At 62.4% G+C, this 18,261-nt stretch carries 13 protein-coding genes and 1 tRNA gene; 10 read left to right on the top strand and 4 right to left on the bottom strand.

Annotated elements, in window-relative coordinates:
• Window positions 1-403 precede the first annotated feature (403 nt).
• Window positions 404-1,684 carry a glycosyltransferase family 87 protein gene (locus J3481_RS12585; RefSeq protein ID WP_236011656.1) on the bottom strand — a complete coding sequence of 427 codons (1,281 nt, stop codon included), beginning with the start codon at window positions 1,682-1,684 and terminating at the stop codon, window positions 404-406.
• A 289-nt stretch (window positions 1,685-1,973) separates the two neighbouring features.
• Here J3481_RS12585 and J3481_RS12580 point away from each other — a divergent pair, with 289 nt between their 5' ends.
• From J3481_RS12580 to J3481_RS12570, 3 genes are all read left to right on the top strand, one after another.
• The gene (locus tag J3481_RS12580; RefSeq protein WP_206832517.1) at window positions 1,974-2,981 is read left to right on the top strand and encodes a LacI family DNA-binding transcriptional regulator; all 1,008 of its coding nucleotides are present in this window, start codon (window positions 1,974-1,976) and stop codon (window positions 2,979-2,981) included.
• Window positions 2,982-3,090: 109 nt separating this feature from the next.
• On the top strand, window positions 3,091-3,657 hold the full coding sequence (locus J3481_RS12575) for an anthranilate synthase component II (protein WP_206832516.1): 567 nt from the start codon (window positions 3,091-3,093) through the stop codon (window positions 3,655-3,657).
• Between the two features lie 25 nt (window positions 3,658-3,682).
• Window positions 3,683-5,230 (top strand): anthranilate synthase component I family protein, encoded by a 1,548-nt coding sequence (locus J3481_RS12570; RefSeq protein WP_206832515.1) that lies wholly within the window; start codon window positions 3,683-3,685, stop codon window positions 5,228-5,230.
• 121 nt (window positions 5,231-5,351) lie between these two features.
• Here J3481_RS12570 and J3481_RS12565 read toward each other — a convergent pair.
• Both J3481_RS12565 and J3481_RS12560 read right to left on the bottom strand, forming a co-directional pair.
• Window positions 5,352-5,427: transfer RNA gene (locus J3481_RS12565), tRNA-Arg, on the bottom strand.
• A 107-nt stretch (window positions 5,428-5,534) separates the two neighbouring features.
• The gene (locus tag J3481_RS12560) at window positions 5,535-5,804 is read right to left on the bottom strand and encodes a hypothetical protein (RefSeq protein ID WP_206832514.1); all 270 of its coding nucleotides are present in this window, start codon (window positions 5,802-5,804) and stop codon (window positions 5,535-5,537) included.
• A gap of 178 nt (window positions 5,805-5,982) precedes the next feature.
• Here J3481_RS12560 and argC point away from each other — a divergent pair, with 178 nt between their 5' ends.
• From argC to J3481_RS12545, 3 genes are read left to right on the top strand one after another with little or no spacing between them, the layout of a single operon-like run.
• On the top strand, window positions 5,983-7,029 hold the full coding sequence (gene argC, locus J3481_RS12555; RefSeq protein ID WP_206832513.1) for an N-acetyl-gamma-glutamyl-phosphate reductase: 1,047 nt from the start codon (window positions 5,983-5,985) through the stop codon (window positions 7,027-7,029).
• A 12-nt stretch (window positions 7,030-7,041) separates the two neighbouring features.
• A complete protein-coding gene (gene argB / locus J3481_RS12550; RefSeq protein ID WP_206832512.1) occupies window positions 7,042-7,827 on the top strand; it encodes an acetylglutamate kinase in 786 nt (261 codons plus the stop codon).
• 4 nt (window positions 7,828-7,831) lie between these two features.
• Entirely contained in the window at window positions 7,832-9,004 is a 1,173-nt protein-coding gene (locus J3481_RS12545; protein WP_206832511.1) for an aspartate aminotransferase family protein, read from the top strand.
• A 74-nt stretch (window positions 9,005-9,078) separates the two neighbouring features.
• Here J3481_RS12545 and J3481_RS12540 read toward each other — a convergent pair whose 3' ends face one another.
• Window positions 9,079-9,567: an N-acetyltransferase gene (locus J3481_RS12540; protein ID WP_206832510.1), complete on the bottom strand. Its 489-nt coding sequence runs from the start codon at window positions 9,565-9,567 to the stop codon at window positions 9,079-9,081.
• 179 nt (window positions 9,568-9,746) lie between these two features.
• Here J3481_RS12540 and J3481_RS12535 point away from each other — a divergent pair, with 179 nt between their 5' ends.
• The 4 genes from J3481_RS12535 to argH all read left to right on the top strand — a co-directional run bounded on the left by J3481_RS12535 (window position 9,747) and on the right by argH (window position 18,160).
• Window positions 9,747-14,246 carry a glutamate synthase-related protein gene (locus J3481_RS12535; protein ID WP_206832509.1) on the top strand — a complete coding sequence of 1,500 codons (4,500 nt, stop codon included), beginning with the start codon at window positions 9,747-9,749 and terminating at the stop codon, window positions 14,244-14,246.
• A gap of 208 nt (window positions 14,247-14,454) precedes the next feature.
• On the top strand, window positions 14,455-15,522 hold the full coding sequence (gene argF, locus J3481_RS12530; RefSeq protein ID WP_206832571.1) for an ornithine carbamoyltransferase: 1,068 nt from the start codon (window positions 14,455-14,457) through the stop codon (window positions 15,520-15,522).
• Entirely contained in the window at window positions 15,522-16,784 is a 1,263-nt protein-coding gene (locus J3481_RS12525) for an argininosuccinate synthase (RefSeq protein ID WP_236011648.1), read from the top strand. Before argF ends, J3481_RS12525 begins: the two co-directional genes overlap by 1 nt.
• Entirely contained in the window at window positions 16,781-18,160 is a 1,380-nt protein-coding gene (argH, locus tag J3481_RS12520; RefSeq protein ID WP_206832569.1) for an argininosuccinate lyase, read from the top strand. The genes J3481_RS12525 and argH overlap by 4 nt, the downstream gene beginning before the upstream one ends.
• The last annotated feature ends 101 nt before the right edge of the window (window positions 18,161-18,261 follow it).

Genomic DNA, 18,261 nt, shown 5'->3' with positions numbered 1-18,261 from the left:
AAGCCACGTTGGGTAAGGCAATCCAAGTGGTCCCATCGCTTGGCGCGGTGTACCTCATGGGGATTTTGCTTGCAACCTTTACGTTCTTCTTCACGAAGTCGGTGAAAAGAGAAGAATAGGTCTTCCACGGCAATTCGCCCGCTCTCTTCTCCAAGGAAACCCTCCCAGTCCCACCCCTAGCTCCGAATTCTTCTCTGATGCACCTCGACCTGAAATCGTACCCATGTACAGAGGCATCCTCAGGTGGCGATGGTCGAGTGTTTTCCCGTGACGAGCACCGGGAAGCACCAGAGGTTTGCCCCCAGGGAACTTCCGCGGACACGCCGCCCGGGAGATGGCGGGCGGGCCGACGGGACCTGATACGAGGTGCTGATTTCGCCGTCATGGCGGAGTACATGAACGATTAGCTGAAGCGCACTCTGCGCACGGCTGATGAGAACGGTTCTCGACGAGCCATCTCCAATAGCACGGCCAACATGAACGCGAACGAGACGAACATCTGGATGTGGATCCAGTAGATCGACGGCAGGAGATGCGTCGCGTCGTTGAGCAGGAACGTGACGGGCAGGGTCTGCAGGCCGTATGCGCCAGCGATCAGGATGGCATAGATTTTGCGCTCGCGCTTCCTGACCTGGCGTCGGACGAGATAGAACGACGCCATGAGCGCGGGAAACGTCAGCACCATGTGCGGCTGCTCGACGAGCGGCGAGATCGCCACGGGAAGCAGAGCCGTCAAGCCCATTCGGATGGAGGCGTGCGCGTCCGGCCTGCGACCGACCATGAATCCGATGACGATCAACATCGCAACCGCGTAGACATCGAACAGGACATTCAGCCATACGGGCAACGGGCCCGGCCGACCTTTGTCCCATACCAGCTCGAGAACCCCAAGAAGCGACTGGTTGTAAGGTGCCGGGCCGTTTTCCATGCTTTGTCGCCCGAATTGGAGGAAATGGGCTGCATACTCGGCGGTGCTTTCCCAGCCGAGAAATAAGAATGAAGAGGCGAGCCCGGCGAAGATGAAGAGAACCGAGCGAACCACCACCCGCCACCGCCCTTGAAGCGCGATGGCCACGAGAATGACAAGGGGCGTCACCTTGATGAACACGGCGACAACCAGGGCCATGGCGCCCAGCGTGGGCCTGTCCATGCGGTAGATTGCGTAAAATGAAAGGGCCAGAAGCGCAAAGAGAATTGTGTTTACGTTGCCGACGGCCAGATCCAACTGAAAAGGGGTCAATGTCAGCGCGGCCGCCACGGCGAGGATGAGATGTCCGCGCCGAATCCGCGGCCAAAGGGTCTTCGTGGTCCAATAGACGCCCATGATTCCAGCCGCGACGGAGAGCGCTCGCCAAATCGCGAGTGACATTCCAAATGGGACGAGCCCAAGCCAAGCGAACATCCACGCGAACTGGGGTGGATATACGTAGTGATTGTGTGGATCGATGGGATCGTGCTGTGCCAACAAAAAGGCTCGTTCCGCGGACGGATCGTACAAGTGTGTCCAATCCGTTTGACCTTCCAACACGTGCAAGAACGCATTGTAGAAGAAAGCGTAGTCGTAGCCGAGGAAGTGGAGCCTGCCCAGCCCCTGCCACTCCTTGATCACGCAAAGGATGAGCATCATCAAAGCCATGGCGCCAGCCAAAAGGCGGACGGGATATCGGTTCGCGCGCCAGAGCATAGCCAATGGTTCGTCCTCCTAGCACTTTGAAGTGGCGCTCCAAGCATACCTTATCACCAGTCAAATTTCTCTTAGAACGCGCCTGAGATTGAATCGCGTGCGGCATGGCCGGATGAAGGACGGTTCTCGCAACCGCTCCGTTCAAGACGGCACGCGTTGCGTGAGGGATGTCTTGCTGATTCACACACAGATCTCCTAGAATAAAACTGATGTATAACAAAGAATCAGGCGATCACGCCAACATGGTCTCGAGGCATCGGGCGCGATCGCGGGACTCGGGGGGAATGGCATGGCCACGCGAGTCGATGTGGCACGAAGGGCTGGCGTTTCGCCGACGACGGTGTCGCGGGTGCTCAATGAAAACGGATACGTGGCGGCGGACGTCCGCAAGCGCGTGCTTCAAGCCATCAAGGAACTGAACTATGTGCCGAACCGCATGGCGCGAAGCCTGAAGATGAAGCGGTGCGGTCAGTTCACCTGCATCATCTCCTCGTTGAGCAACCCGTTCTATCACGAGGTCCTGCTCGGTATCGAGCGAGCTGCGCTGGATCGCGGTTACACCTTTTCGCTGTACAACGTGACGCGCGATCGCGAAGCCTACATGAAACTCATATTGGAGGGTTTCTACGACGGCCTCATGGTTTTGACCCCATACGAGGTCATGAACGTGGTGGATCTGAGAGAATTGTCGCGCAAAATCCCGCTCTGCATCTACAAAGACCGGAGCGCCGACTTTGGCTTGCCGCACGTCCGTGTGGATTTGTATCACGCCATGCGCCGGAACGTGGAATATCTCATTGAACTTGGACATCGAGAGATTGTGTTTCTCGGTGAATATGACGATCACGAAGAGAATCCTCGCTATGCCGGCTACTTGGACGCCATGCGCGACCATGGCCTCGTGACCGGAGCGCCGCTGGTTCAGCTGGTGCCATACATGCGGGACACGATGACGGAGGGATACGAACGGACCGCGGCGCTGATTGAGCAAGGCATCCGCTTCACGGCCGTCGCCGCGTCAAATGATCTCTTGGCACTAGGTGCAATTCGTGCCCTTATGGAACGCGGCATTCGCGTGCCTCAGGATGTCTCGGTGATTGGCATCGATGACGTGGAACTGGCGCGGATGTCGACGCCTGCCCTGACCACTGCGCGCATTCCCAAGGCGGATGTCGGGGCCATGCTCGTTCAAATCTTGCTGGACCAAGTGGAAGGGCACTCGTCCGATCGGAGGAGTATCGAACTGCAGACGGAACTCATTGTGAGGGAGTCTACGGGGGTTGCCCCGGCGCCTTGACGCGCGCCGGGGGGCAGCGTATTGTAGACGTATCACCGATCATGAGGTGAGATCAGCCGAGTGGAGGGGGCCGAGAGGCCCGTGGAGTTGAGGGGAGCGGAGAAAAACCATGCTGTTGATGATCGACAACTTTGACTCTTTTACTTACAACCTCGTTCAGTACTGCATGGAGTTGGGCGCAGAGGTCCTCGTGCGCCGCAACGACGCTTCATTAGAGGAACTGAAGGCGCTAAAGCCCGCAGGTGTCTTGGTGTCTCCTGGGCCCTGCTCGCCACGCGAAGCGGGTGTCTCGGTGGACGCCATTCGATATTTCGCGGGGCGCGTCCCGTTGCTGGGCGTGTGCCTTGGCCATCAGTCCCTTGGGTACGCGTACGGCGGAAAGGTTGTCCGCGCGCGCGAGCCCGTGCACGGCAAGACCTCGATGATTCTCCATGACGGAAGAGACCCCTTGTTTCGCGAGATCCCCTCTCCTTTTCGGGCCACGAGATATCATTCCCTGGTCGTCGAGCGCGAGTCGCTTCCCGAGGCGTTTGTCGTCACGGCCGAAGTCGACGGTTACATTATGGCCATGCGACACAAGCCCACGGGAGCTGTCGGCGTGCAGTTTCACCCCGAGAGCATCTTGACGGACCACGGGAAGACCTTGATTCGCAACTTCCTCCAGGACGTGGCGTGATCGAAAGACGGAGGGGAGTCATCACATGAAACAAACGCGTATTTCCGCTGAGACGAGCGTCGATCCTTTCTATCTTTCCTTGGCGCTCCGAGAGGTACTTGGGCCTGGGCGCGTGTTTCTGCTCGAAGCGGGGCGGGAGGACATTCCGAGCGATTACCAAATGAGCCTGATCGGCGTCGCGCCGCTTGTCGAGGTGCAGGTGCGCGATCACGTCGTGAGCGTGTTCGCCCACCCCGTGCTCGCGTCGCGCCTGTTTCCGTCCGTGCGATCGGCTGGCGCAGAGGTGCCTCAGGCTCCCTATCCTTGGGAAAGCGTGATTCAAGGCGACGCGGTTCACGTGCGGGTCGAAGACCCCATGGCCCTTCTCGACAGCCTCCGAGGGCATCTCTGCGGGCTGTTGTGCGACCGTGAGGGAGAGCCCTTCAGCGCGGGATTTCTCGGCTACGTCTCGTACGACGCCATTCGCTACCTCGAGCGCGTGCCCATGACCGCCGAGGACGATCGCCATCTGCCCGAAATCCGCTTGCTGTGGCACGCGGCCGTTGCCCAGTTGACGGGGGACAGCGTCGCGCTGTTTCGGCAGGATGACGCCCCCATCCTTCAGGACGACCGTGCATTGCGATCCGATCTCGACGTGGTCGAACAGATCATCGAGGCGGCCTGCCGCGACGGGATCGGCGTCCCGCGTGTTCTGGAAGACCTTGAGCGGGAGGGCCTCGGCGAACCTGTCATCACCTACGATGTTCCGAAGGAGATGTACTGCCGAAACGTCGAGATCGCCATTGAATACATCCGCGCGGGCGACATTTTTCAGGTCGTCCCTTCCACCCGCATGCAGGTGCGCGGCGGGTTGCCGCCGCTCGTGGCGTACGATCGACTTCGCCGCCTCAATCCGTCTCCCTACATGTTCGTGGCGGAGTATCCCGGCCTGGTTCTCTACGGTGCCAGCCCCGAAGTGCAGTTTCGCGCGCTCCGGGGGCGCGCGGAAATGAAGCCCATCGCGGGCACGACGCGCGGGCGCGGTCGATCGGCGGAAGAGGACGCGCGACTTGTGGCAGAACTGAAACAGGACGTCAAGGAGAACGCGGAGCACGTCATGCTGGTGGATCTGTGCCGGAACGATCTCGGCCGCGTCGCAAAGCCCGGCACGGTCGCGGTGCCGGACCTGATGGTGGTGGAGAGATACTCCCACCTGTATCATCTCGTGTCTCGCGTCACGGCTGAACTGCGCGACGACGTGAGCGTCTTCCACGCGCTCTTGACCACGTTCCCCAACGGGACGCTGTCGGGTGCGCCGAAGATTCGGGCCATGGAGATCATCGACGAACTCGAACCGTACCGGCGCGGGCCCTACGGCGGGTTCATCGGCATGGTCGACGCTTGGGCGAACGCCAACACGGCCATCTTCATCCGAAGCGTGGTGGCCATCGGCGATGTCCAGTATGTGCAGGTGGGGGCGGGCGTGGTGTACGATTCCGTGCCCGAGCGCGAATGGAACGAGTGTCACTTCAAGGCGGGGGCGATTCTCGATGTCCTGACGGGATCGCGCGCGAGATCCGCTGTGGTCAAGTGACGCGAGAAGATCTTTGCGGAGACAGGGACGATAGGGCGCGCAGGTTGCGGTTCGAGCGTCTGCGCGCCTTTCTCTGGAGATACGACAAGGGGGACTTCCCATCGGAAAGTCCCCCTTGTTGTGGCGCGTCCGGAGGGATTCGAACCCCCGACCTATGGCTCCGGAGGCCAGCGCTCTATCCACTGAGCTACGGACGCAAGCGACGATATGTATCATAGCAGGGCGGCGAGAAGAATGCAAGCCGTCCAGCGGTCAACGCTGGACGGCGCGGTGGGCTCCATGGGCCTGGGGCTCGCTTTGCGGATCAAAGGCTGCTCGAATCGTCGGTTTCATCGTGTGCGTGGTATTCCTCATACATCACAGGGCCATGATCCATGGGGTGATGCGGGGCATAGCCATACATGGGCCCCGTTTCGATGATTTCGTCGTACTCCGTGTACGCGACCGTAGCGACAGGCGCCGGAGCTGCAGGTACGTGATACGCGCCCATGCCTGCCGGGACGAGCAAGAAGAAGAGCACGAAAATCACCAGGAACACCACGGCCCAGCGGGTGTAACCGCCAAATGCACCCATGCGAACATCCCTCCTTGCGAAGTTACTGCATGAAATGATGGGACATCGGCCCGGCGATACGGGCATTCGCACAGAGCCCGCGATCTAGGCGCGAATGGCAAATATAGGGAGTTGGACTTCTCTTTGCGTCCTGCTTTCGCTATACTGAATATCAATACAGAATGGAGGATGTTTATACATGGCGAATGTGCGGGTCGGGATCGTAGGCCCGACGGGATACGCGGGCATGGAACTGGTTCGCCTGGTGGCGGGACATCCCCGCATGACCTTGGTTTACCTTGCGGGCTCCGGGGCCCGTACGGGGCCGCTCGACGCGCACCTTCCTCATCTGCACGCGCTCGCAGACGTCTTGCCGCCTGTGGAGGCGTTGGATGTCCAAAAGGCCGCTGAGGTGTGCGATCTCGTCTTTGTCGCGCTGCCATCCGGAGAGTCGGGGCGCATTGCGTGGGAGATCTTGCAGGCCGGGCGCCGGCGCGGCGTCAGGGTCATCGATCTGTCCGGCGATTTTCGCCTTCCGCCGGAGGTGTATCAAACGTGGTACGGCCGACAGCCTCTGCCGCAAGAGGCCATCGCGGAGGCACGCTACGGCCTGCCTGAACGGCATCGCGATGCGATTCGCCAGGCCTGGCTCGTCGCGAATCCCGGCTGTTACGCGACCGCATGCGCACTCGCGGTGTTACCCTTGGGTGATTTGCTCGCCACCGTTCGGGGCCCCGTCGTGTTCGACGCGAAGTCCGGCGTGACGGGGGCGGGGCGCGCGCCGAAGGAACACCTCCACCTCGGCGAACTGGCGAATGACGTGTATCCGTATCGCGTGGGCAAGCATCAGCACACGCCGGAGATCGAGCAGGCGCTCGGCGGCGCGCTTCAAGTGCTCCTCACCACGCAGCTTCTGCCTGTCCCGCGCGGGATCCTCGTGTGCGCCTACATCCCCATTCCGCCGGACGTGGCGCCGGTGGTGTATGATCGGTACGCGTCCTTTTGCGAGCGCGAACCGTTCGTGCGCTTGTTGCCGCGCGGCGAGATGCCTCACATCAAGGCGGTGAACGGCACCAACGAGTGTCACCTGTCGGTGGCTTGGGACGAGCGAACTCGTCTCCTTCAGGTGTTCAGCGCCATCGACAACCTCGGCAAAGGCGCGGCGGGCCAGGCGATTCAGAACGCAAATCTCATGTTTGGATGGCCTGAGCGCGAGGGGCTCCATCTTGTTCCGCTGTGGATGTGAGGTGAGACGGACGTGATCGTCATCAAGCTCGGCGGCTCGCTCGAGGGCGGCGCAGAGACGGCGCTTGCGCGGGCTGTCCAGGAGGCCGGTCGGCGAGGGTGGGCGGTGGTCTTGGTGCATGGCGGGGGCCCGCGCATCTCCAAGCGCCTGCGGGATGCGGGCATCGAGTTGCCGTTTGTGAACGGATTGCGGCAGACCACGGCGGAAGCCATGCCGCACGTCGTGGAGGCGCTCGCCGATTGCAACCGGGACATTTCGGTCGCGCTCGCCCGGCATGGCGTGCGCGTGACGCCCTTTGCCGGCGGCGAGATTGTGGTTGCGAAGGATGTCGGGCGCGATCGCACGGGGGACGTGGCGGCCATTCGCACAGGACCGGTGCGGGAAGCCGCGGCCTCGGGGCGCGTGCCCGTCGTGGCGCCCTTTGGGCGGGATGCCGCCGGAACACCGTACAACGTCAACGCGGATCATGCCGCGAGCCACATCGCGCAGGCGCTTGGCGCGGATCGCCTGGTGTTCTTGACGGACGTGCCGGGCATCTACCGCGACTTCGCGGCGCGCGATCTGCTGCTCGACACAACCGCCGAGGAACTCGGCCGCCTTCTTGAACAGGGCGCCTTCAGCACGGGCATGATTCCGAAGGTGGAGGCCGTGCTGTACGCGGTCCAGCACGGGGTGCGCGAGGTCTGGATTGTGGACGGGCGAGACGAAGACGCCGTGATGGCAGCTGTGTTGGGCAGGAAGGACAAGCGGACCTCTGGCACGAGGCTCAGCGCGAGGACAGAAGCATACGAGGAGTGACGGCATGAAGACGGCGCTCATGCAGTTGGCGGACCAGGTTCTGTTTCAGAATTACGGCAAGCGCGATCTCGCCCTGGTCCGGGGCGAAGGCGCATACCTGTACGACGGCGACGGAAAGCGATACCTCGATTTCACCGCGGGCATCGCGGTCTGCAACCTCGGCCACGCACATCCTGGGGTGACAGAGGTCATCGAAAGGCAAGCGAGGACCTTGTTGCACGTGTCGAATCTCTTCCTCATCGAGGGTCAGGTCGCACTGGCAGAAAAACTGACGCGTTTGGCCGATCGCGGCACAGGGCCGTATCTGGCCATGTTTGTGAACACGGGTACGGAGGCCAACGAGGGGGCCCTGAAGTTGGCCCGGCGATACCAGTATGTGAACGGGCATCCGGAGAAGACGCGCGTGGTGGCGTTGCCGCACAGCTTCCACGGGCGAACGATGGGGTCGCTCTCGGTCACTTCGAATCCCAAGTATCGCGAAGGGATGACGCCTCTCGTCCCCGGATTCGAAGTGGCGGACACCTACGAAGGCGCTGTCGAGATGCTGGACGAGCAGACGGCGGCGTGCATCGTGGAGGTCGTGCAGGGCGAGGCGGGCGTGCGGCCCGTGGATCAGGACGTTCTTCACCGGCTAGCGGCTCGCGCCAAGGAGCTCGGCGCGCTGTTCATCGTGGATGAGGTTCAGACCGGCGTGGGCCGCACGGGGCGTTTCTTCGGCTTTGAACACTTCGATTTGTCGCCGGATATCATCACGATGGCCAAGGGCTTGGGAAACGGCATCCCAACAGGCGCCATCCTGGCCAAGCGGCACGTCGCAGAAGCGTTCACACCCGGCATGCATGGTTCGACATTCGGTGGCAACCCGTTTGCGATGGCGGTGGCCAATTATGTCGTGGATGTGGTGAGCAATCCGGCGTTTCTCGAACGCGTTCGCACCGTGGGCGAGTCGCTGCGCCAGGTGCTTGAGGCGCATTTCGAGGGTGTCACAGGGCTCGGGCTCATGTGGGGGTTCGACGTGGATGACGCGGCATTGTGGCGCCAGCGAGCCGCCGAGCGAGGGCTGCTTGTGACCGTTTGCGGTCCGAAGCGGATTCGCGTCGTGCCGCCGCTCATCGTCGAAGATAAGCACATCGAGGAGTTTGAGACCATCGTGAAGCAAATGGGCCGCGCCGTGTAAGGCGCGGCCTTCGTCGTACGCACTTTCGCAATTGAACGGAATTTGATATAGTGTTTTTGCGCCAGCTCAGAGCTTCACGCTTCTTGGGCCTGTTTCAACGGTTGGAAATGGCGTGTGTAATATACCATGGCGACTTCGTCGCAATGATAGAACTTGTTGCAGTAGATGCAGTCTTTCCAGACCTTATGCGGCAGTGTCTCTTTCCGTACGACGTGAAAGTTCAGTTTCTCAAAGAATCGCGTCTGATACGTCAGAGACAGCACCTGTGCGATTCCGAGGTCTTCCGCCTCTTTCAACAGGGCTTTGACAATCTGGCTGCCCACGCCCTTGCCGTGCGCTTCGGGCGCGACGGCCAGTGATCGAATTTCGGCGAGATCCGTCCACAGGACGTGCAGTCCCCCAACGCCGATGACGCGCCCGTCCTCCACCGCGACCGTGAAACACTGGAGATGTTCGCAGAGGGATTTGATGGTGCGCGGCAGCATCAGTCCCATGTCGGCAAATTGTTGAATGAGCAGGTGCATATCTTCGACGTCCGCTGAGGTCGCCTTCCGGATGTCCAACGCGGCTCCTCCTCTCCCGTTGCACTCATGTTATATCACGGGATGGCATGATTATTCAAGAAGTCGTATAATGTTTCATAGCCGTTTCGGATCACTGACTCGAATTTTCGTCCGCACCAAGGCTTGACGCGCAGAGAGACAGAGTGTCAAAATATTGTGCTAAAAAAGGAGTGGCACAGGTGGATCTGGAGAAGTTGACGACGGACCTTCAACGCGAATCGGATGCCTGCGGCATTTTTTCGCAGATTGAGAAATCAGGACAACCCTCATACGACACCATCCGGAACGGCCTGGACGCCCTGCGGGCCATGCGCCACCGGGCGGGCTACGTGAAGAACGAAGGAGACGGCTGCGGCCTTCTTTTGGACATCCCGAGGGCGCTTTGGGCTTCGCGCCTTGAGGCCCTTGGACAACCGGGGCGCCTTGTGCACGAGCCCGGCTTTTGGGTCGGACACTTCCTTCTGGAGAAAGACGTTTCCCAGGACCCCATTCTGCGCGTTCTCGCCCATCACGGCATGGAACCCCTCGCTGTCGTCTCGGATCATGTGGATGAGACGGTGCTGGGACCGCTCGGCAAGAAGGTGAAGCCGCATTTCGTACAGATGGCGGGATGTCTGCCCCAGCGAGACGACGCGCGCGTGTTTGCGGCGTTTGCCGAGATCGACGAGCTGCCAGGCGTTCATGTGGCTTCCCTGTCGCACGACCAGGTCGTGTATAAGGTGGTTGGCAACGACGAAACGCTCTATCGGTTCTATAAGGATTTGCAGAATCCGCTGTGTCGATCGGCGTTTGTCATTGCGCACACGCGGTACTCCACCAACACCACGACCTCGTTCCCGCGCGTGCAGCCGTTTGCTTGCCTTGGGCACAACGGCGAGATCAACACGATTGCGCGGTTCTACACGGAGTCGAAGATGATCGGCGTGCCGGTGCGGCCGGAGTTCAGCGACTCCCAGATGGTCGACCGCACGCTCTGTGCGCTGGTTGCAACCCGCGGATGGTCCCTGTTTGAGGCTGCGGAGTTGCTGTTCCCGCCCATCATTCACGAGATCAAGTCCATGTCGGAAGAATTGTCGGACTTGTACATGTATTATCGTTCGCTGTGGGGGCCGTTCGCGCAGGGCCCGGCCGGCGTGATGATGCGATACGGGAATGCCGCGGTGTTCAGCGTGGACGCCCTGGGGCTGCGGCCCATGTGGCAACTCGAGTCCGACACGGCGTATTACTTCTCGTCGGAGCAGGGCATCGTGCCCCTCGACATCTGGACGGCCGAACCCAAGCCGCTTGCACCCGGCGAGAAAGTGGGCGTCAAGTGGAGCGAGACGGGGGTCAAGCTCTACACGTACGATGAGCTGCAGCAGGAGGTGCTCGAACTCGCGAAGCAGCGGTTCAGCTTCCGCGGCGAACACCGGAATCTCCACTTCGCCGTGCCCTACGGGGTGAGCGAGGACGTGGCACACGCGAAGCGCGATGCGAAGCCGCTCGACATTCGCATGCTTGCGTTCGGGTTCCGGGACGACGATCTCAAGCTGATGGATCAGGAGATCCAGTCGGGCGCCGAGCCCATCAAGTCGCTCGGCTTTGACAGTCCCATCGGCGCGCTCTCCGAGGAAGCGACGCTTTTGTCCGACTTTCTGCACGAGACCGTGGCCGTGGTGACCAACCCGGCCATCGACCGGGAGCGCGAGATCGAACACTTCAGCACCCGCTCCGTGCTCGGGCGGCGGCCGTCGTTCGACGGGCTGTACCAAGAGGCGCCGCGCGTCGAGGTTCAGGCGCCCATCCTGCTCGAGGGCCTGCCAGAGGCGTACGGCGTGCAGTATGACGAGATTCAGAACCTGGCGCACCGATTCGGCACGGTGTGTTACGAGGACGCGCTCGCCATGTTGCGCACGAGCCCCAACGGCACGGCGGAAATTCTGATCCACCGCCACGAAGGCGAAAGCGTGCCCGAGGCGCTGGAACGGTTCTCCCTCGAGGCGCTCGAGGCCGTGCAGGCGGGGGCCAACGCGATTGTGCTGGATGATCGCCTGCAGTTCCGCCGCGGGCCGCACATCGATCCGTTCCTGGTGGTGTCGGCGGTTCACCGCGCGCTGCTGCGGCCGGCCGCGAAAGAGAAGGGCGAGCATTTGCGGCGGCGCTCCAGCTTGATCTTGCGCAGCGGCGGCATCCGGAACTTGCACGACATCATGGTGGCCATCGGGCTCGGCGCGGACGCGGTCGTGCCGTACCACATGTGGGAGTATGCGGCTCATAAGGGCGGGCTGCACGCCGTCGAAAACCTGTACAAGGCGCTGACGAAGGGGATTGAAAAGGTCATCTCCACGCTCGGCATCCACGAGGTGCGCGGTTACGAGCGGCTGTTCAGCGCCATCGGGTTGGCGGACGAGGTGGCGGAGTATCTCGCCATTCCGAACTTCTGTGGTTCGCAAAAGGCCGGCTTGACGTTCGCGCGCATGGAAGAGCAGTCCGAGCTCAGGCGCACGTGGTATCAGGCTGAAGATCGCAAGAGCATCCGGCCCACGCGCTTGTTCCAGCTGTATCCGCGCATCTGGAAAACGGCGGGCTCCGTGGCCGACGGCGAGCTCTCCTATGAGGAGTTTGTCGCCAAGTTGCAACAATTCGAGTCGGACAGCCCGATTTCCATCCGTCACTTGCTCGGTTTCCGAGAGGATCTCGAGCCGGCCGAGGGCGAGGTGGACACGACCATCGACGGGCATGCGTACCCGATCGTCATCAGCTCGATGTCGTTCGGGTCCCAGAACGAGACCGCCTACCGAGCTTATGCGGAGGCGGCGTATCGGATGAACATCGTCTGTCTCAACGGCGAGGGCGGCGAGATCAAAGACCTGCTCGAAAAATACCCGCGCAACCGCGGCCGGCAGATCGCGTCCGGGCGATTCGGTGTCAACGCCGATCTCTGCAACAACGCCTACGTGCTGGAGATCAAGATCGGCCAGGGCGCGAAGCCGGGTGAGGGCGGACACCTGCCGGGATCGAAGGTGACGGCGCAGGTCGCGGCGGCTCGAAACGCGACACAGGGCGTGGACCTCATTTCGCCGTCCAACAACCACGATATCTACTCCATCGAGGACTTGGCGCAGGTGATCTTCGAGCTCAAGGAGATCAACCCGCTCGCCAAGGTCGCCGTGAAAGTGCCGGTGGTCCCGAACATTGGGACCATCGCGGTCGGCATCGCCAAGGCGGGCGCGGACGTGATCACGCTGTCCGGCTTCGACGGAGGCACGGGTGCGGCGCGCGCCCATGCGATTCGCCACGTCGGCCTGCCGATGGAAATCGGCGTGAAGTTGGCGCACGAGGCGCTCTGTGAGGCCGGTCTGCGCGAGTACGTCGAGCTGTGGGCGGACGGCGGCATGAAGTCGGGCCACGACGTCATGAAGGCCATCCTCCTCGGCGCCAACCGCGTCGGGTTCGGCACCATGGCGATGGTGGCCATCGGTTGCACGGCTTGCCGCGCTTGCCACAAGGATACGTGCCACGTCGGGATCGCCACGCAGATGCACGATCTCGCCGAGGCGCAGGCGAAGGGATTGAAGCAGTTTGAGCCGCAGGACTTCGATCGCGCGGTGGCTCAGCTCGTGCGCTTCTTCTCCGAGGTCGGCAAGCACGTCGCGGCGCTGACCCGCAAGCTCGGCGCGAAGCGCACCCAGGATCTCGTCGGGCGCAGCGATCTGCTGGTCAACCTGCGCGAGGATGCGCGCCTCGACACGTCCTGGCTTCTGCGGGTGCGCGAAGAATTTGTCGGTCAGGGCTGCCACATTCGCTACCGCACGTTCGAGGAAGCGTATGGGGACGTCATCCAGGACGTGGCGACGGTGGGCGCCGCCACGGGTACGGACGGCGTCGTGACAGCTGTGGGTTCCCGGGTGACGTCGATTCGAGCGGTTCCGCGGGCCCTCGGGACGCGCCTGTCCGGTGAGAGCATCCGCCAGAAGCGGCGGGGCGAAGTCGGCCCGATTGTCCACGAGGGGGTGGCCGGAGCCGGATTTGCGGCGTATCACACCGAAGGCATGGTGTCGGTGGCGCTCGGCGGCGCGCAGGACGGCGTCGGCAAGGCGGCGTTCGGCGGCAAAATCGTGGTCCTGAAGGGCAAGTGCGCGGACGGCGTCTGGCGCGGCGGCTCGGTGGGCAAGGGCCTGGCTTACGGCGCGGCCAAGGGGCTGTTCATCATCCAAGGCAACGCAGATGCTCGCGCGTGCATCCGGTTGTCCGGCGCAGATGTCGTGATTGGCGGCGAGATCGAGGCGCCGGTGCAGGAGCACCTGTCGCACATCGCGAATCGCGCGAACATCAAGGGCTTTGCGTTTGAGTACATGACTGGCGGACGCGCGGTGGTTCTGGGCGATCCCGGCCCGTGGATTTGCTCCGGCATGACCGGCGGACGGGTCTATCTGCGCCACGATCCAGAACGGGGACTCGACGAAAAGGCGCTCCGCCGGCGCATTGCGAAGGGCGCGAAAGTCGCGCTGCGCGTGATTGACGCCAAGGGGCGCAACGATATCGTCGAGCTGTTGGGCGCGTATCAGCTCGAACTGCGGCGCTATGGCCAGCACGAGGAGGCGCGGCGCCTGCAGAAACTCATCGACAATCCGTCGCTTCACTTCCTCATGGTCGAACCCGCGCACGAGATCACGGATCAAGACATCGCAACGGAGTGATGAGACACGGATCGGCGGCCGTCCTTCGGGGCGGCCGCTTCGACGTCTCGCGGCCCTAGGCGGGGAATCAGCGCTACACACAGCCGAGGTTGATAGATATACAGATTCGTGTATAATGATGCAAGGACGTATCACTGGTGACGCCTTGCCGTACACGGATGCAAAGACAAAAACATCGCTCCAGCGAGAGCGGGGAGGAGTTTCGGCTGTGGCAGTGTGGGATATGAAAAACGCCCTGGGGCGTGGATCGTCGACCGTCGTGCCGCTGGGTTCGAACTACCTGTCGGTGAGACTGCAGAACGCGCTCTGGTCCTGTCATCGCGTGATGGCGGGCAAGGACCTGCTCCACTTCAGCGATCTCTCCGGCGACGATCTGCGCAATCTCGTGCATCTCGCCGAGTTGCTGAAAGAGGCGCAAAAGTCGCGGTTTACGCACACGCTGCTTGCCGGCAAGACGCTCGGCATGATTTTCGATAAATCGTCCACGCGCACGCGCATCTCGTTCGAGGTCGGCATGTTGCAGCTCGGGGGTCACGCGCTGTTCCTGCCGGGCAACATGTTGCAGACGGGGCGCGGCGAGCCGATTTCGGACACTGCACGGGTGATGTCGCGCTACCTGGATGGCGTGATGATCCGGACGTTCCGACAGCAGGACATCGAGGAGTTCGCCAAGTACGCCGATATTCCGGTGATCAATGGCCTCACGGACGAGTTCCATCCCTGCCAGCTGCTTGCCGACGCCCTCACGATTCTGGAGCACAAGGGGCGCCTTGAGGGTGTCACGGTGGCCTTCATTGGGGACGGCAACAACCTGGCGCACTCGTGGTTGCAGCTTGCGCCGAAGCTCGGCATGAACATTCGCGTGGCCACGCCGCCCGGTTATCAGCCCATGCAGTGGGTCGTCGAGGAGGCGAAGTTGCATGCCGTGCAGCAGGGAACGGAAGTCCTCGTGACGACGGATCCCGAGCGGGCCATCGAGGGTGCGGACGTCGTCTACACGGACACCTGGGTGTCGATGGGCGACGAAGGCGAGGCTGAAGAGCGCCTGAAACACTTCGAGGGCTATCAGGTGAACGAAAAGCTCTGCTCGCTCGCGAAGCCGGACTACGTCTTTATGCACTGCCTGCCCGCGCATCGCGGGGAGGAAGTGTCGCCGGACGTGATCGACGGGCCGCACTCCATCATCTTTGATCAGGCGGAAAACCGGCTGCATGCGCAAAAAGCCGTTCTCGCGGCCACCATGGCGGACGCGAGCGCATTCGGGGAGGATTTGTGATGGCGGAAAAACTGGTGCTCGCCTATTCGGGCGGTTTGGATACTTCGGTTTCGATCCCGTGGATTCGGGATCACTACGGATACGACGTCATTGCGATGTGTGTCGACGTCGGCGAAGGCAAGGACCTCGACGCCACGCAGGCCAAGGCTATCCAGGTGGGGGCCGTCAAGTCGTACAAGATCGACGCAAAGGCGCAGTTTGCCGAGTCTTTCATCCTGCCGGCGCTCAAGGCAAACGCGCTGTACGAGGGCAAATACCCGCTTGCGTCGGCGCTGTCGCGCCCGCTCATCTCGAAGCTGCTCGTGGAAGTGGCGGAGCGGGAAGGCGCGGTGGCCGTCGCGCACGGCTGCACCGGCAAGGGGAACGATCAGGTCCGGTTTGAAGTGTCCATCCGCGCGCTGAACCCGAACCTGAAGGTGATTGCGCCGGTTCGCGAGTGGGGTTTCACGCGCGACGAAGAGATTCGCTATGCAAAGGAGCACGGCGTGCCCATTCCGGTCGATCTCGACAACCCCTTCAGCATCGACGCCAACCTGTGGGGCCGGGCCATCGAGTGCGGCGTGCTGGAGGATCCGTGGCAAGAGGCGCCGGAGGGCGCGTTCCAGTGGACGGTGGCGCCCGAGAAGGCGCCGGATCAGCCGGAGGAGATCGTCATCTCGTTCGAGCAGGGCAAGCCGGTCGCTCTGAACGGCGAGCCGCTGTCGCTCGTCGATCTGATCCACCGGGTGAATGAAATCGCCGGGCGGCACGGCGTCGGCCGGATCGATCACGTCGAAAACCGGCTGGTCGGCATCAAGTCGCGCGAGGTGTACGAGTCGCCGGCAGGCAAAGTGTTGATCCTCGCGCACCAGGAGCTCGAGCATATCACGCTGACGCGCGAGGTGCTGCAGTACAAGATGGGCCTCGAGCTCGAGTACGCGAAGCTCATCTACAACGGCCTGTGGTATTCTCCGCTCAAGGCCGCGTTCGATGCCTTCATCGACGAGACGCAGAAGTACGTGACCGGCGATGTGCGCGTGAAGCTGTACAAGGGCCAGGCACAGGCGACGGGCCGCAAGTCGCCCTACTCGCTCTACCGCCACGACCTCGCGACCTACGAGACGGGCGACAAGTTCGATCACGGCGCGGCCGTCGGGTTTATCCAGCTGTACGGCCTACCGACCACCGTCTACGCCACGCTGCACGCTGGCGAGGAGAAGCCCTCGGGCCTCGGCGATGACGCGTACTCGGTGCTGGCCCACGAGGTGGAGGCCAAGGCATGAAGCTGTGGGGCGGACGCTTCAGCGAAGACACCAATCAGCTCGTGCTCGAGTACACGGCGTCCATCTCGTTCGACAAGCGCCTCCTTCCCTACGATATCCGCGGTTCGATTGCGCACGCGAGGATGCTCGGCGAGACCGGCATCCTCGCGCCGCATGAAGCGAGGGCGATCATCGACGGACTGGAGTCCATCCTGGCAGATTACGAGGCGGGCAAGCTCGAGTTTCGTCTGGAAGACGAAGACGTGCACATGAACGTGGAGCGCATTCTGACGGAGCGCATCGGCGACGTGGCGAAGAAGCTCCACACGGCCCGCAGCCGCAACGATCAGGTGGCGCTCGATATGCATCTGTGGGCTCGAGATGCGGTGGACGCCCTTGTCGCGGGCGTCAAGCGCCTGGAACGGGCGCTCATCGCCGTGGCGGAGGCGAATCTGGACGTGGTGGTGCCGGGGTTCACGCACCTGCAACGGGCGCAGCCGGTGCTCCTGGCGCACCATCTTCTGGCGTACGTCTGGATGCTGTTGCGGGATGAGGCGCGCCTGCGCGCGCTGCGCGCCGAGATCGACAGCATGCCGCTCGGCGCGGCGGCGCTCGCGGGTACGACGTTTCCCATCCATCGCGAGATGGTGGCGGAAGAGCTCGGTTTCTCGCGCCTCTACGAAAACTCCATGGACGCCGTGTCGGATCGCGACTATCTGCTCGGCCTTCTCTTCAACTGCTCCGTCATCATGACGCACCTGTCCCGGTTGGCCGAGGAGCTGGTGCTGTGGTCGAGCGAAGAATTCGGGTGGATCGAGTTGTCCGACGCGTACGCGACCGGGTCCAGCATCATGCCGCAGAAGAAGAACCCGGACGTGCCGGAATTGATTCGCGGCAAGGCGGGCCGCGTGTACGGGCATCTGATGGCCCTCCTGACGGTGCTGAAAGGCTTGCCGCTCGCGTACAACAAGGACCTGCAGGAGGACAAGGAGGGCGCCTTCGACGCGGTGGACACGGTGGTGCCGGCGCTCGAGCTCATGGCTGGCACCGTGGAGACGATGACCATCCGCCGGGATCGCCTGCGGACGGCGTTCGCCCGGGATTTCTCGAACGCGACCGATCTCGCCGATTACCTGGTGCGAAAAGGGCTTCCGTTCCGCGAAGCGCACGAAGTGGTGGGTCGGCTCGTGGCGGACGCCCTCGCGAAGGGAACCAATTTGGCGGGGCTTTCGCTTGAGGAGATGCGGGCGAGATCGCCCCTTATCGGCGAGGACGCGTACGAGGCGCTCGACATCGCGCGCGTGGTGGAAGCGCGCAAGTCGCGCGGAGGCACGGCGCCGTCCGCGGTGCGCCTGCAGCTTGCGCTCGCGAAAGAGGCGGTCGAAGGACACAGTTAAGGTGCACGGGCGCCTTCGCTCGGGCGCGGGTTCGAGCGGTTGCGCCTGTCTTCCGCTCTCGACGTGGAATCAGGTAAGATAGACGAAATGGCGCCATCATG

It is taken from the genome of Alicyclobacillus fructus, from assembly GCF_017329605.1.
Lineage (GTDB): Bacteria > Bacillota > Bacilli > Alicyclobacillales > Alicyclobacillaceae > Alicyclobacillus > Alicyclobacillus fructus.
The sequence above is the reverse complement of the archived record's forward strand: the minus strand, read 5'-3'. Positions and strand labels throughout refer to the sequence as shown.

Coding starts and splice junctions, on each gene's coding strand:
- J3481_RS12570 (WP_206832515.1), top strand. CDS start 3,683: ATGAAACAAACGCGTATTTCCGCTGAGACGAGCGTCGATCCTTTCTAT.
- J3481_RS12575 (WP_206832516.1), top strand. CDS start 3,091: ATGCTGTTGATGATCGACAACTTTGACTCTTTTACTTACAACCTCGTT.
- J3481_RS12525 (WP_236011648.1), top strand. CDS start 15,522: ATGGCGGAAAAACTGGTGCTCGCCTATTCGGGCGGTTTGGATACTTCG.
- argH (WP_206832569.1), top strand. CDS start 16,781: ATGAAGCTGTGGGGCGGACGCTTCAGCGAAGACACCAATCAGCTCGTG.
- J3481_RS12585 (WP_236011656.1), bottom strand. CDS start 1,684: ATGCTCTGGCGCGCGAACCGATATCCCGTCCGCCTTTTGGCTGGCGCC.
- argC (WP_206832513.1), top strand. CDS start 5,983: ATGGCGAATGTGCGGGTCGGGATCGTAGGCCCGACGGGATACGCGGGC.
- J3481_RS12580 (WP_206832517.1), top strand. CDS start 1,974: ATGGCCACGCGAGTCGATGTGGCACGAAGGGCTGGCGTTTCGCCGACG.
- J3481_RS12560 (WP_206832514.1), bottom strand. CDS start 5,804: ATGGGTGCATTTGGCGGTTACACCCGCTGGGCCGTGGTGTTCCTGGTG.
- J3481_RS12545 (WP_206832511.1), top strand. CDS start 7,832: ATGAAGACGGCGCTCATGCAGTTGGCGGACCAGGTTCTGTTTCAGAAT.